At 67.1% G+C, this 14,162-nt stretch carries 13 protein-coding genes; 12 read left to right on the forward strand and 1 reads right to left on the reverse strand.

Features of this window, described 5'->3' with window-relative positions; all coding sequences use genetic code 11:
• Window positions 1-9 precede the first annotated feature (9 nt).
• Entirely contained in the window at window positions 10-2,418 is a 2,409-nt protein-coding gene (locus AC1DN0_RS07455) for an LPS-assembly protein LptD (protein ID WP_441629123.1), read from the reverse strand.
• A gap of 156 nt (window positions 2,419-2,574) precedes the next feature.
• Between AC1DN0_RS07455 and AC1DN0_RS07460 the strand changes: the two genes are divergently transcribed.
• The 12 genes from AC1DN0_RS07460 to AC1DN0_RS07515 all read left to right on the forward strand — a co-directional run bounded on the left by AC1DN0_RS07460 (window position 2,575) and on the right by AC1DN0_RS07515 (window position 14,009).
• Window positions 2,575-3,609 carry an aminoglycoside phosphotransferase family protein gene (locus AC1DN0_RS07460; RefSeq protein WP_477145628.1) on the forward strand — a complete coding sequence of 345 codons (1,035 nt, stop codon included), beginning with the start codon at window positions 2,575-2,577 and terminating at the stop codon, window positions 3,607-3,609.
• A gap of 105 nt (window positions 3,610-3,714) precedes the next feature.
• Entirely contained in the window at window positions 3,715-4,389 is a 675-nt protein-coding gene (locus tag AC1DN0_RS07465) for an AzlC family ABC transporter permease (protein ID WP_276289810.1), read from the forward strand.
• Window positions 4,386-4,724: an AzlD domain-containing protein gene (locus AC1DN0_RS07470; protein WP_441629127.1), complete on the forward strand. Its 339-nt coding sequence runs from the start codon at window positions 4,386-4,388 to the stop codon at window positions 4,722-4,724. Before AC1DN0_RS07465 ends, AC1DN0_RS07470 begins: the two co-directional genes overlap by 4 nt.
• A gap of 17 nt (window positions 4,725-4,741) precedes the next feature.
• The gene (gene murU, locus AC1DN0_RS07475) at window positions 4,742-5,482 is read left to right on the forward strand and encodes an N-acetylmuramate alpha-1-phosphate uridylyltransferase MurU (protein WP_441629129.1); all 741 of its coding nucleotides are present in this window, start codon (window positions 4,742-4,744) and stop codon (window positions 5,480-5,482) included.
• An 82-nt stretch (window positions 5,483-5,564) separates the two neighbouring features.
• The gene (locus tag AC1DN0_RS07480) at window positions 5,565-6,947 is read left to right on the forward strand and encodes an aminopeptidase P N-terminal domain-containing protein (protein ID WP_441629131.1); all 1,383 of its coding nucleotides are present in this window, start codon (window positions 5,565-5,567) and stop codon (window positions 6,945-6,947) included.
• Window positions 6,944-7,453, forward strand: a complete 510-nt coding sequence (locus AC1DN0_RS07485; protein WP_441629133.1) for a hypothetical protein — start codon at window positions 6,944-6,946, stop codon at window positions 7,451-7,453. Before AC1DN0_RS07480 ends, AC1DN0_RS07485 begins: the two co-directional genes overlap by 4 nt.
• A complete protein-coding gene (locus AC1DN0_RS07490) occupies window positions 7,434-8,702 on the forward strand; it encodes a UbiH/UbiF/VisC/COQ6 family ubiquinone biosynthesis hydroxylase (RefSeq protein ID WP_441629135.1) in 1,269 nt (422 codons plus the stop codon). The genes AC1DN0_RS07485 and AC1DN0_RS07490 overlap by 20 nt, the downstream gene beginning before the upstream one ends.
• Before the next feature lie 199 nt (window positions 8,703-8,901).
• Entirely contained in the window at window positions 8,902-9,978 is a 1,077-nt protein-coding gene (gene dusB / locus AC1DN0_RS07495; RefSeq protein WP_035867993.1) for a tRNA dihydrouridine synthase DusB, read from the forward strand.
• Complete coding sequence (locus tag AC1DN0_RS07500) at window positions 9,975-10,208, forward strand: Fis family transcriptional regulator (protein ID WP_006156396.1); 234 nt, start codon at window positions 9,975-9,977, stop codon at window positions 10,206-10,208. The genes dusB and AC1DN0_RS07500 overlap by 4 nt, the downstream gene beginning before the upstream one ends.
• 16 nt (window positions 10,209-10,224) lie before the next feature.
• Window positions 10,225-11,799 carry a bifunctional phosphoribosylaminoimidazolecarboxamide formyltransferase/IMP cyclohydrolase gene (gene purH / locus AC1DN0_RS07505; protein WP_441629139.1) on the forward strand — a complete coding sequence of 525 codons (1,575 nt, stop codon included), beginning with the start codon at window positions 10,225-10,227 and terminating at the stop codon, window positions 11,797-11,799.
• A 429-nt stretch (window positions 11,800-12,228) separates the two neighbouring features.
• A complete protein-coding gene (gene ruvC, locus AC1DN0_RS07510; RefSeq protein WP_045237859.1) occupies window positions 12,229-12,774 on the forward strand; it encodes a crossover junction endodeoxyribonuclease RuvC in 546 nt (181 codons plus the stop codon).
• A 59-nt stretch (window positions 12,775-12,833) separates the two neighbouring features.
• Window positions 12,834-14,009, forward strand: coding sequence for a glycerophosphodiester phosphodiesterase (locus AC1DN0_RS07515; RefSeq protein WP_441629141.1), 1,176 nt, complete (start codon window positions 12,834-12,836; stop codon window positions 14,007-14,009).
• Window positions 14,010-14,162: the final 153 nt, after the last annotated feature.

Consider the following 14,162-nt stretch of genomic DNA (forward strand, 5'->3'; position numbering starts at 1 on the left):
CATGGTCCGTCATTCATAGTGGTCGAGCTGGGATGGGATCACAGGCCTGGCGACGACGGGCTCATAACCCGGCACGTTCAGCCGCAGCACATCCAGCGGATTGGAGCCAATCTTGGACAACCCGCGGAACTCCACCTGGAAGAAGATGCGCCCGGTGTAGCCCTGCGTGGTGTTGCGGAAGCGCTGGTAGACGACACGTCCCACCCAGCAATCCGCCGCGTATTCGAAGCCGGCCAGCGCATCGACCAGCTGGCTCGCGTTCAGGTCGAACGCTACCCGGCCAATGCCATAGGTGCGCTGGGTCACTGGCCACTGGCTCGAAATCTCGAACTGGTCAATGGCGGTATTGTCCGTCACCGAGGTCGGGCGGCGGTAGCGATAGCCGATATTCAGCGTCTTGCGCACCTCGGGCCGCCACGAGAAGGCGATATTCGAATAGATCACACGGTCGCTCGAGGGGTTGTACTGCAGCCCGGCATCGAGGTAGTAACCCTTGAACATCTGGATCGTGGTGGCGGCCAGCAGATCGGAATAACCAGTCTGGCCGGCAGGGTCGGTGCCGTTGAGCTGCACGCGCTGGCCGGTCAGGTCATAGCGCTGGGCGATGGTGCCGCGGAAGCGCTCGATCCCGCTGCTGGCTTCGATCAGGCGCGTGGTCACGCCCGCCGTCACCTTGTTGTTATCGGCGATGCGGTCATAACCGGTGAACGGGTTCTCGCTGAAAATCTGACCATAGCCAAAGTCGGACTGTACCGTATCGAACAGCGGGAACTGGCTCTGGTCGCGAAATGGCGTGTAGACATAGAACAGGCGTGGCTCAAGCGTCTGCACGTAGTTGACGCCAAACAGCCGGCTCACGCTCGGCGCGTCGCGCTCGAAGGTCATGCCCGAGTCCAGGCTCACGGTCGGCAATGTCCGGGTCAGCGTATTCGGCGCACCGGGCGTGTTGGTGGACGGCTCCATCTGGTACTGGGTGGCACTGAACGTCACCTTGGGCGTGACGAACCAGCCCGGCCGGAGGATCGGGTAGCTGATCGAGGGCTGGAAATAGACCCGCTCGCCCTGGGGCTGCTGCGTGCCGCTTGTACTCAGCGGAATGCGAAAGCGCGTGTAATCGGTATCCACCTGCACATCGAAACCGCCCAGGTCGTAGCGAATGTACTTCGCATTGAGCTGCGGCACGCGTTCGTACGAGGGCTGGCTCGGCGCCAGCGTCTGGAACTTCTGCACCCGCGCCAATACAGTCAGATCCTGCCAGTTGTAACTGACTCCGCCTTCCTGCGTGTACTGGCGCAGCGTTGCCTGCGTTACCGAGCGGGTCAGGTCGTCGGGGTACTGGTCGTCCGATACCTTGTTCAGGTTGACGTACGCGTTCAGGCCCTTGGCGATGTTCTGGTAGTGCTGGACCGAGTATGCCCAGCGGTTGGTCTTGGTCTTCTGGTCGTCCGGCAGGAATTCGCCGCGGATGCGTCCCGAATAACCCTCGCCGATATAGCGGTAATCGGAGCCCAGCTGCACCCCGCGGGAAGTCAACACACGCGGGAATATTGTCAGGTCGCGGTTGGGCGCGATATTGAAGTAGTACGGAACCGTGAGGTCCGCGCCGGACTTGGAGCCATATCCGAACAGCGGCGGAAGCACGCCGCTGCGGCGCTCGCTGTTCAAGGGGAAACTGAACACCGGCGCCCCCATGATCGGCACGTCGAAGAAGCGCAGCACGCCGCCGTAGGCGGTGCCGACCTGGCGGTCGCTGTCGATATCCAGCTCGCGGGCACTGAAATACCAGTCCGCATTGTCGGGCGAACAGGTCGTATAGGTGGCGCGTTTGATCGTGCTGAGGTTCTTGTCGATGAAATCGATGCGCTCGGCCTTGCCCGAGCCGCCGGTTTCCTGGAAATAGTAGTCCGGCGACAGCATGTAGCCTTCGTTGGCCTCCACCTTCAGCCGGGCTTCCGGCCCGACCGCGAGCGAGCCGTCGCGCGAAATACGGGCGTTGCCGTGGACGAAAGCCTCGTCGCTGTCCTGGTCGTAAGTGAGCTTGTCGCCCTTGACCACGCCGCCCGCGCGGCGCAGCTCCGCGTTGCCTTCGAGTTCCACGCCGCGCTGGTTATAGCCGGTCATGCGGTCGCCCGAGGCAAAGGTGGGCGGATTGTCGTCCGGCTCGGCGGGCCTGGTCTTGGCGTTGCCCGGTTCGGCCAGGCGTGGCACCAGCTCGCCGGGTACCGGCGGGGTCTCGGGCACCTGTTCGGCGGCGGGCTCGGCCACCGGCAGGTCGGGGATGGCGGAACTCACGGCCTGCGCGTGAACGCCCACCGACCAGCCGGCCATGGCCAACACGAGCGGGCGCAATGCGCTTCCGGGGCGTCGCGCCAATGTCTTGCTTGCCTTCTGGTTCGGTGATCGTCGTTGTTCGGTCATGCGAGCGGGTCATGAGTCAGAGCGGCGGCGGCGGCACAGCAGCCGCCAGCCGCCGCCGGAGCAGGCTGTCGGGCCATGGACGGCCCGCCTGGGAGCCGCCCCGGGGCCCGGGTCTGGTCGGGTATTATACGGGGCATCCTATTCTCCCTTTCCGGCATGGCAGCTCATCCACTCGACCCGCGTCTCGACCAGCTCAAAGTCTGGGTGTCCGGACTCGGTCCATCCTGGCCCGTCAACCCCGATTCCTGCACCCCGGCATCCGCCGATGCCAGCTTCCGGCGTTACTTCCGTGCCACCACCAGCCACCCGGAATATCCCACCGTCATCGTGATGGATGCGCCGCCCGCGCAGGAGGACTGCCGCCCCTTCATCCATGTGGCGGAATTGTTCGGCGCAGCCGGCGTGACCGTGCCCAGGGTACTGGCGCAGGATCTAGAGCAAGGATTCCTGCTGCTGAGCGACCTCGGAAACACCACTTACCTGTCCCGCCTGGACGCTGGCAGCGCGCGCCAGTTGTATGACGATGCATCCGCTTCGCTGGTGAAAATCCAGCTCGCGACCCGGCCCGGCGCCCTGCCCGCCTACGACCGCGCGCTGCTGCAGCGCGAACTCGACCTGTTCCCGCAGTGGTATGTAGCACGGCACCTCGGCGTCACGCTGACGCCCGACCAGGAAGCCGGCCTGGCCGAAGTGATGCAGACGCTCCTGGCCAACAACCTGGCGCAGCCGCAGGTTTATGTCCACCGCGACTATCACTCGCGCAACCTGATGGTGCTGGACGGCGGGGCCAACCCCGGCATCCTGGAYTTCCAGGACGCSGTGATCGGCCCSRYCACCTAYGACGCGGTCTCGCTSTGGCGCGAYGCCTAYATMGARTGGGACGARSAGSAGCAGCTCGACTGGCTGATCCGCTACTGGGAACGCGCGCGCAAGGCCGGGCTGCCGGTGGCCGCCGATTTTGGCGAGTTCTACCGGGATTTCGAGTGGATGGGCCTGCAGCGCCACCTCAAGATACTCGGCATTTTTGCCCGCCTGTACCACCGCGACGGCAAGGACGGCTACCTGGCCAACCTGCCGCTGGTGCTGAAGTACGCCCGCCAGGTGGCCGGCCGCTACATCGAACTGCGCAAGCTGGTACGCCTGTTCGACGCGCTCGACGGCGTCGAGCGACCTGTCGGCTATACGTTCTGATATCCCGCAGTGACGCATGTGACGCTCATCACGCCCGGTAGCGAACCTCCGCCGCCCCTCACCCGCCGGGGCGAATGGTGGGCGGGCGTGCGCGCGCTGGCGCCCATGCTGCTCGGCGTGGCGCCGTTCGGCCTGATTTATGGCGTGCTGGCAGTCAACGCCGGCATGCCCGCATGGCTGGCCTGCGCCATGAGCGCGATCGTATTCGGCGGCGCCTCGCAGATGATCCTGACGCAGTTGTGGGCGGCGGGCACGCCGGCCGTGCTGATCGCCGTGACCGTGGCCATGGTCAACCTGCGTCATGCGTTGTACTCGGCCACCCTGGCTCCCGCGCTGGCGCACTTGCCGGGCCGCTGGAAGGCGCTGATCGCCTACCTGCTGACCGACGAGGCTTTCGCCGCCATGACGCGGCGCCTGTCCGACGACGACGCGCACAAGCGCTACCGCCACTGGTTCTTCTTTGGCGCGGGTTTCGCGCTGTGGGCCAGCTGGCAGGTCTCGACGCTGGCGGGCGTGCTGGTCGGCGCCCAGGTTCCGCGCGACTGGCCGCTCGATTTCTTCCTGCCGCTCACCTTTATCGCCATCATCGTGCCGGGCATCAAGCACCGCTCCCACGCCGCCGCGGCGCTGGTGGCGACGGCGCTGGCCGTGGCCTGTTTCGGCATGCCGCACAAACTTGGCCTGATGGTGGCGGCACTCGGAGGCATTGCCGCCGGCATGCTGCTGCTGGGCAAGGGCCGCGGGCAGCCCAAGCCGGCCTCCACGGAGCCCGCCGCGTGAGCGAGATGACCTTGTTGCTGGTGTTCATCGGCGCCGGCCTCGCCACTTTCCTGATCCGCCTGTCGTTCATCGCCGTGGAAGGCCGGGTGCGGCTGCCGTCGTGGTTCCGCACCGCGCTGCAGTTCGTGCCGGCCGCCATGCTGTCCGCGCTGATTGCGCCCGACCTGCTGATGCGCGGCGGCCAGGTCGATATCGGCCCCGGCAACGCGCGCCTGGTGGCCGGCCTGGTGGCCATCGTCATTGCAGCGAAAACACGCAGCATCGGCTGGACCATCGCCGGCGGCATGGCCACCCTGATCGCGATGACGTACCTGCTGAACCACGCGCTGAAATAAGCGCCGGAGACCGTGCATTGAAAGCCATGATTTTTGCAGCCGGGCGCGGTGAGCGCATGCGCCCGCTCACCGATACCTGCCCCAAGCCGCTGCTGGCGGTCGGCGGCAAGCCGCTGATCGCCTGGAAGATCGAGGCGCTGGCGCGTGCCGGCTTCAAGGACATCGTGATCAATCACGCCTGGCTTGGCGGGCAGATCGAACAAGCGCTCGGCGACGGCAGCCGGTTCGGCGTGCGCCTGGCGTACTCGGCCGAGTCCAGCGCGCTGGAAACCGCCGGCGGCATTGCCCAGGCGCTGCCGCTGCTGTCGGCCGCGCCCGCGCGCGGGGAGATCTTCCTGGCCGTATCCGGCGACATCTTCACCGACTTCGACTTCCGCGCCCTGCTGCCCCGCGCGCTTGCCATGGCCGGCGCGCCCGAGCCACGCATGCACCTGGTGATGGTGCCCAATCCGCCGTTCCATCCGGACGGCGATTTCGCGCTGGGTGCGGATGGCGTGCTGTTGCCCGCGCCAACGCCGGCAGCTCCGGCCCTGACCTTCGGCAATATAGGCCTGTACGACACCAGGCTGTTCATCGCCATCGAGCCGGGGCAGAAAGTTGCCATGACGCCCTATTACCGCGCGGCGGTGGCCGCCGGCCTGGCCAGCGGGGAGCGCTTCGATGGCATCTGGGAAAACGTCGGCACGCCGGCCCAGCTGGCGGCCCTGGATGCCCAGGTACAAGCCCGGCGCGGCGCGGCCGCCGCGCCCCTGCACTGAGCGGCCTGCCAGGCCAAGTACCGCCGCCGGCAATCCGGCGGCGGTAGAATCTGCCCTATTCCCCATCCACGTGGCCCCACACATGTCCGCACCCGACTCCGCCCTCCTTCTCGCCTGTCGCGACCGGCGCGCCCGCGTGCTGCAGCAACTGCGCGCCGCCGGCGGCGGCGTGGCGATCCTGCCCACCGCGCCGGAAGCCATGCGCAACCGCGACAGCGACTACCCCTATCGCCACGACAGCTATTTCTATTACCTGACCGGCTTCACCGAGCCCGAGGCGGTGCTGGTGATGGTGGCACAGGCATCCGGCGCCGAGCGCAGCATCCTGTTCTGCCGCCCCAAGCACGAGGAGCGCGAGATCTGGGACGGCTTCCGCTATGGCCCGGAAGGCGCGCAGGCCGCCTTCGGCTTCGACGAAGCCCATTCGGTCGAGGAGATCGATGCGCTGCTGCCGCCGCTGCTGGCCAACCACGCTGTGGTGGCTTACCCGCTGGCCTCCAACACCCGCACCGACATGCAGGTACGCCGCTGGCTGGAAACGGTACGCATGCAAGGACGCGCCGGCGTAACGGCGCCGTCGGCGGCATTCGACATCCGCACCATCCTCGACGAGATGCGCCTGTTCAAGGACGCTGGCGAGATAGCCACCATGCGCCGCGCCGCCGAGATCTCGGCACAGGCCCATGTGCGCGCCATGCGCACGTCGCGCCAGGGGCTGCGCGAGTACCACCTGGAAGCCGAGTTGTTGTATGAGTTCCGCCGCCATGGCGCGCAGAGCGTCGCCTACAACTCGATCGTCGCCGCCGGACCCAATGCCTGCGTGCTGCACTACCGCGCCGGCCCTGCGGAACTGCGCGACGGCGAACTGTGCCTGATCGACGCGGGCTGCGAGCTCGATGGCTACGCCTCCGACATCACCCGCACCTTCCCCGTCTCCGGCCGCTTCTCGCCGGCCCAGCGCGAGCTGTACGACCTGGTGGTGGCCGCGCAGGAAGCCGCCATTGCCGAGACCCGCGCCGGCGTGCCCTACAACGTGCCGCACGACGCCGCCACGCGCGTGCTGGCGCAGGGCATGCTCGATACCGGCCTGCTCGACCGCGACCGCTGCGGCAGCATCGACGATGTGCTGGCCAACGGCAGCTACCGCCAGTTCTACATGCACCGCACTGGCCACTGGCTCGGCATGGACGTGCATGACGTGGGCGAGTACCGCGTGCCCGGCGCCGCGCCGGCAGAGGGCGAGCGCCCCTGGCGTCCGCTGGAGCCCGGCATGGTGCTGACGGTGGAGCCCGGCATTTACGTGCGCCCGGCACCGGATGTGCCGGAGCGCTTCTGGCATATCGGCATCCGCATCGAGGACGATGCCGTGGTGACCCATGGCGCCTGCGAGCTGATGACGCGCGGCGCCCCGGTCAAGGCTGACGAAATTGAAGCGCTGATGCGCGACGCGGGAGGTGCACGATGATTGGCTGGCTACGCAAGGTACTTCCGGTAGGCAATCGCGTGGAAACCAGCCGCGCGCCCTCCTACGATCCCGCGCAACCGTTCGTGGTCAATCTCTACGATGACCGCGTGGTGGTGCATCGCCCCGACGGCCAGCGCGAAGAGCTTGAGTGGGACGCGATCGAACGCGTGGTGGTGCGGGTCTCGAACCGTGAACCGTGGGCTGGCCCCGCCTGGCTGATCCTGGTCGGCGACCCGGCCGCCGACGGCACGCCCCGGGGCTGCGTGGTGCCGCTCAACGCGGTCAATCACGCGGCGCTGGTGGAACGCCTGCAGGCCTTCCCCGGTTTCAGCCAGCAGAAGCTGGACAACGCCTTGCGCGATGCCGCGGCGGGCAAGCACCGCACGGATGCCAACTGCTGGAAGCGGGGCGCGCAGGCCGTGGAGGCCAGCTCGGACAACGTGGGCAACGACAGTCACCCGGCCGCCCAACCTGACGACAGTGCGCATGAGTCCGGCAAGCACTGAACGCGCCCCCGGCGCGGCCTTCCCGGATATCGCCATCGTCGGCGCAGGGCCGGTAGGCCTCGCGCTGGCATGCCTGCTGCTGCGCAGGAGCCCGTGGCGCCTGACGCTGATCGACGCCGCCACCCCGGCGCGCGCGGCGCGCGACCCGCGTGCCATTGCGCTGTCCTACGGCAGCCGCCAGTTGCTGGAGCAGATCGGCGCCTGGCCCCGGGCGGTCACGCCGATCGAGCATATCCACGTGTCGCAACGCGGGCGCTTTGGCCACGTCAAGCTGCACCGCGACGACTACGATGTTCCCGCGCTCGGTTACGTGGTGCGCTACGGCGATCTGTGCGAATCACTTGAGCGCGCGCTGGGCCAGGCGATCCATGCCGCCCCCGGCACCGACGGCGAGCGCCTGGCGCGAGCCTACGACACGCGCATCGATCGCCTGGAGCAGCGCGCCCCGCAAGCCGGCGCGGACCGCATTGCAGACGAAAGCGTCGGGCTGGTACACCTGAGCGGCCATACGCATGACCGCCAGCCGGTCGTCTTTAACGCGCGCCTGGCTGTGCAAGCCGAAGGCGGGCTGTTCCATCAGCAGTCCACCCGCGGCGTCCAGGGTCAAAAATACCGGCGCGACTATGGCCAGACCGCGATCGTTGCCCATGTGGCGTGCTCGCGCCCGCAGCCGGGCTGGGCCTGGGAACGCTTCACCGAGGAAGGGCCACTGGCCCTGCTGCCACACGAGGAGCACGGCACGCCCGGCTACGCCCTGGTCTGGTGCTGTCCGCCGGAGCGGGCGGCGCACCGCCTGGCATTGCCCGAAGCCGAGTTCCTCGCCGAGCTGGAGCAAGCCTTCGGCCCGCGCATGGGCCGCTTCACCGGCATCGGCAAGCGGCACGCCTTCCCGCTCGGACTGAATGCCGCACCAGTCACCGTGCAGGGCCGCATCGTCGCGGTCGGCAATGCGGCGCAGACACTCCATCCCGTCGCCGGCCAGGGCCTCAACCTGGGCCTGCGCGACGCATTTGCCCTGGCTGGCGCCCTGCGCACCGGCTGCGGACCGCAGGCCTTGCTGGCGTTTGCGGCGCAACAAAAGCGGGATCGCGCCATCACCATCGGCGTAACCGACCTGCTGCCCCGCGTGTTCGGCGTCTCCTACCCGCTCGCCGCCCACGCGCGCGGCGCGTCGCTGGCGGCGCTTGCCTGCCTGGGCCCGCTCAAGGACGCGCTGGCGCGCCAGATGATGTACGGCACGCGCCGCTAGCGGCGGCGCCGGCACCCTCGCCTGCCACCCGGACCGGAGCAATATTTGCTCAAATCTTGAGCAACCCGGGCCGTTTGGCGGTAAAATCCTGCCCTCGCACATGCCCACTGAATGACGCCGAGCAACGTTTCGGCAGGGTATGCCATTTTCATTTTTGTCTCGTTGCGGGCCGCCTGGCGGCCCTCGCCAGTCTTATATCGTGCAAATCGGACCGCACCAACTCCGCAACAACCTGTTCGTCGCGCCCATGGCCGGTGTGACGGACCGGCCCTTCCGCCAGCTGTGCAAGCAGCTCGGCGCGGGCTATGCGGTGTCCGAGATGGTCGCCTCCAACGCACAGCTGTGGAAGAGCGAGAAGACCATGCGCCGCGCCAACCACACCGGCGAAGTCGAGCCGATCTCGGTCCAGATCGCGGGTGCGGAGCCCGCCATGATGGCCGAGGCGGCGCGCTATAACGTGGATCGCGGCGCGCAGATCATCGACATTAACATGGGCTGCCCGGCGAAGAAGGTGTGCAATGTCGCCGCCGGCTCGGCGCTGCTGCAGAACGAGCCGCTGGTGGTTCGCATCGTCGAGGCGGTGGTCGCCGCGGTTGGCGACCGCGTGCCCGTCACGCTCAAGATCCGCACCGGCTGGGACCGCCAGAACCGCAATGCGCTGCGCGTGGCCCGCATGGTCGAGGATGCCGGCATCAGCATGCTCACCGTGCACGGCCGCACGCGCGCCGATCTGTACAAGGGGGAAGCCGAGTACGAGACCATTGCCGCGGTCAAGGCAGCGGTCTCGATTCCCGTGGTCGCCAATGGCGATGTCACCTCGCCGCAAAAAGCCAAGCATGTGCTCGCCGTGACGGGCGCCGATGCCATCATGATCGGCCGCGCGGCGCAGGGCCGGCCCTGGCTGTTCCGCGAGATCGAGCACTACCTCGCCACCGGCGAGCTGCTGCCGCAGCCGGAAGTCGCCGAAATCCGCGCCATCATGAACGCGCATCTGGAAGATCACTACGACTTCTACGGCGAGTTCACCGGCGTGCGCACCGCGCGCAAGCACATTGCCTGGTACACGCGCGGCCTGGCCGGCGCCAACCTGTTCCGCCACCGCATGAACACGCTGGACAGCACCACGGCCCAGCTGGCCGCGGTCAACGCCTTCTTCGACGAGCAGGCGCAGCTGTCCGAGCGCCTGGTCTACGTGGAGGAGGGCGCGGACGACGCCGACGAAGAGAAACGCAACGAGTCGAACAACAACAATAACGGGGAGTTGCTTGCCGCATGAGCCGCAACGCTATCGACCAGTGCATCCGGGACAGCCTGGGTGCCTACTTTCGCGACCTGGACGGCGAAGAGCCGTCGAATATGTACAACATGGTGCTCGAAGCCGTGGAACGGCCGCTGCTTGAAGCAGTGATGGCGCGCGCCGAGCGCAACCAGTCGCTCGCTGCCGCCTACCTGGGCATCAATCGCAATACGCTGCGCAAGAAGTTGCAGCAGCACGGTTTACTTTGAAGTGTTCCCCACAGCCATGATCAAGCAAGCCCTCCTCTCCGTATCCGACAAGACCGGCATCGTCGAATTTGCCCGCGAGCTCAACACGCTCGGCGTCACGCTGCTSTCCACCGGCGGCACCGCCAAGCTGCTCGCCGAAGCCGGCCTGCCGGTCACGGAAGTGGCCGACTACACCGGTTTCCCCGAAATGCTCGACGGCCGCGTCAAGACCCTGCACCCGAAGGTGCATGGCGGCATCCTGGCCCGCCGCGACCTGCCCGAGCACATGGCCGCGCTGGCCGAGCACAACATCCCCACCATCGACCTGCTGGTGGTCAACCTGTACCCGTTCCAGCAGACCGTGGCCAAGGATGACTGCACGCTGCCGGACGCCATCGAGAACATCGACATCGGCGGCCCCACCATGCTGCGCTCGGCTGCCAAGAACCACCGCGACGTCACCGTCGTGGTGGACCCGGCCGACTACGCGCCGGTGCTGGCCGAAATGCGCGCCAACGCCAACAGCGTCGGCTACGAGACCAATTTCCGCCTGGCCACCAAGGTGTTCGCCCACACCGCGCAGTATGACGGTGCAATCACCAACTACCTGACCAGCCTCGGCGCGGACAAGTCGCACCAGACTCGCAGCGCCTACCCGCAGACGCTCAACCTGGCCTTCGAAAAGGTGCAGGAAATGCGCTACGGCGAGAACCCGCACCAGTCGGCCGCGTTCTACCGCGACCTGAAGGCACCCGAAGGCGCGCTGGCCAACTACAAGCAGCTGCAGGGCAAGGAACTGTCCTACAACAACATCGCCGACGCCGACGCCGCGTGGGAATGCGTCAAGTCCTTCAGCCCCGCCAACGGCGCCGCCTGCGTGATCATCAAGCACGCCAACCCGTGCGGCGTGGCGGTAGGCGCCAACGCGCTGGAAGCCTATGAAAAGGCTTTCAAGACCGACTCGACCTCGGCCTTCGGCGGCATCATCGCCTTCAATGCCGAACTCGACGAAGCCGCCGCGCAGATCGTGGCCAAGCAATTCGTCGAAGTGCTGATCGCCCCGTCCTTCACCGCCGGCGCGCGCGCGGTGTTCACCGCCAAGCAGAACGTGCGCCTGCTGGAAATCCCGCTGGGCGCGGGCCTCAACCCGTTTGACTTCAAGCGCGTCGGCGGCGGCCTGCTGGTGCAGAGCCCGGACGCCCGGAACGTGCAACAGGACGAACTGCGCGTGGTGACCAAGCGCCAGCCGACCCCGAAGGAAATGGCCGACCTGATGTTTGCATGGCGCGTGGCCAAGTTCGTCAAGTCGAACGCCATCGTGTTCTGTGGCGGCGGGATGACGCTGGGCGTTGGCGCCGGCCAGATGAGCCGGGTCGATTCGGCACGGATCGCCAGCATCAAGGCACAGAATGCAGGGCTGACGCTGACGGGTTCGGCGGTGGCTTCGGATGCGTTCTTCCCGTTCCGCGACGGCCTGGATGTGGTGGTGGACGCAGGTGCCACCTGCGTGATCCAGCCGGGCGGCTCCATGCGCGATGACGAAGTGATCGCCGCCGCGGACGAGCGCGGCGTGGCGATGGTGCTGACCGGCGTCCGCCACTTCCGGCATTGAGGTCCGGGCCTGGTCCGGGCGATTGTCACGGGCTGGGCAAACAACCCATCGTGGCATAGCAAGCGCCCGCCCTCTCCCGCAAGCGGGAGAGGGCGCCAACCAGCACAAAGAAACAGCGATATCGCCCGATCAAAATTCGGTGTAGCCGTGTGGAGCGCCCCAGGGGCGGGCCACACCAGCCCGCGATGCGAAGCGAGCCGTCAAGGTGTACCAGGCCGTATGGGGCGCCTTCTTTGCCTACTTTCTTGGCAAGACAAGAAAGTAGGTCGCCGCCCCGCAGGGGTGGTGAAACTGCTTTTGACTTTAAGCCTTTGACTTTGAAGTCAAGCAGTTGCCTTTAGCTACACCCCCCAAAAATCCCCAAAAGCAAACTCAGCGCTACAATCCCCCAATCACGCAATCACCCTCATTAGCCGAGCAACAAACCCCATGCGTATCCTCGGCATCGACCCCGGCCTCCGCACCACCGGCTTCGGCGTGCTGGAAAAGCACGGCAACAAGCTAACCTACATCGCCTCCGGCACCATCAAGAGCGACGGCGACAGCGGCTTGCCTGCAAGGCTGAAGACCCTCTTCGACGGCATCAGCGAAGTCACCCGCACCTACGCCCCCGATTGCGCAGCGATCGAGAAGGTGTTCGTCAACGTCAACCCGCAATCCACCCTCCTGCTGGGCCAGGCTCGCGGCGCGGCAATCTGCGGCCTGGTGAGTTACGGCCTGCCGGTGTTCGAGTACACCGCCCTCCAGTTGAAAGTGGCAGTCGTCGGCTACGGCCGCGCCAACAAGGAGCAGGTGCAGGAGATGGTGATGCGCCTGCTGAGCTTGACGGGCCGGCCCAGCTCCGACGCCGCCGATGCGCTTGGCATGGCCATCTGCCATGCCAATGGCAGCAACACGCTCGACGCGCTGACCGGGCTGGCTCCGGACCTGATACGCAAAGGCATGCGCGTACGGCGCGGCCGCCTGATCGGCTAGTCCCGGCCGGCACCGGCAAGTCTCTTACAATCGAGCGGTTCCCTGTCAAAGGATGCCGCATGCCCCGCTCGTTCCGCGCCTTGAGTTCGTCCCGATCCCTCCGCGTGCCCGCACTGTTGTCCGCGCTTGCCGCCGCGATCCTCTCCGGCTGCGCGGCGCCGCCTGTTGCCACCACGCCCGCAACTCCGGCCCCGAGCCCGGCGCCTGCCGCACCCAAGGCCCTGGTGATCGGACACCGCGGCGCCAGTGCGCTGCGCCCGGAACACACGCTGGCTTCCTACGAGCGCGCCATCGAGGACGGCGCCGATGTAGTCGAGCCTGACCTGGTAATGACCCGCGACGGCGTGCTGGTGGCCCGCCACGAGAACGAGATCGGCACCACGACCAACGTAGCCGAGTTGCCGCAGTTCGCCAGCCGCAAGCGCATCAAGGTGATCGACGGCGAGCGCCTGGATGGCTGGTTCACCGAAGACTTCACGCTGGCCGAACTGAAGACGCTGCGCGCGCGCGAGCGCATTCCGCAGTTGCGCAAGGCCAATACCCAGTACAACGACAAGTACGAAATCCCCACCTTCGACGAAATCATCGAAATGGTGGCCAGGGCTTCGCAGCGCAGCGGACGGGTGATCGGGCTCTATCCGGAAACCAAGCACCCGAGCTATTTCCGCGGCATCGGCCTGCCGCTGGAAGAAAAGCTGGTGGCCACGCTGCGGGCACACGCATACACGCGCAGCGCGCCGGTGTTCGTGCAGTCGTTCGAGACTGGCAACCTGCGCGATCTGCACCAGCGCCTGGGCAACAGCATGCCCAACGTGAAGCTCGTGCAATTGATGGGCGGCGCCAGGAACCGCCCGGCCGACTGGCGCCTGGCCGGCGATACGCGCACGTTCGCCGACATGATGACGCCGGTCGGGCTGCGCGAGGTGGCCAGCTACGCCAACGGCATCGGCCCGGAGAAATCCAGCGTGGTGCCGCGCGACGCCAGCGGCAACCTCGGCACGCCGACCGCGCTGGTGCGCAGCGCGCACGCCGCCGGGCTGCTGGTCCATCCCTATACCTTCCGCCCGGAGAACAGCTTCCTGCCGCGCAACCTGCGCACCGGCGGCGACGATGCCACGCGCAGTCCCGCCGGCATGGTGCGCGAGGTACAGGCCTTCCTCGCCGCCGGTATCGACGGCTTCTTCACTGATGATCCGGCGCTGGGCCGGCAAGCGGTGGACACACCGGGACGCTAGCCCGGAGCAAACCGGGAAAGCGGCGCGCGGATCGCCGGCGCGCCGCACGCTGGGCTACACTGGCGGGCTTCGCGATGGCGAGACGCTTCGGGCGCCGCTGCTGTCGCACTTCACTGATTCCAGGCGCGCGCGCCGCAATTCGCAGCAGACACC

It is taken from the genome of Cupriavidus sp. 05N39 (assembly GCF_056397325.1).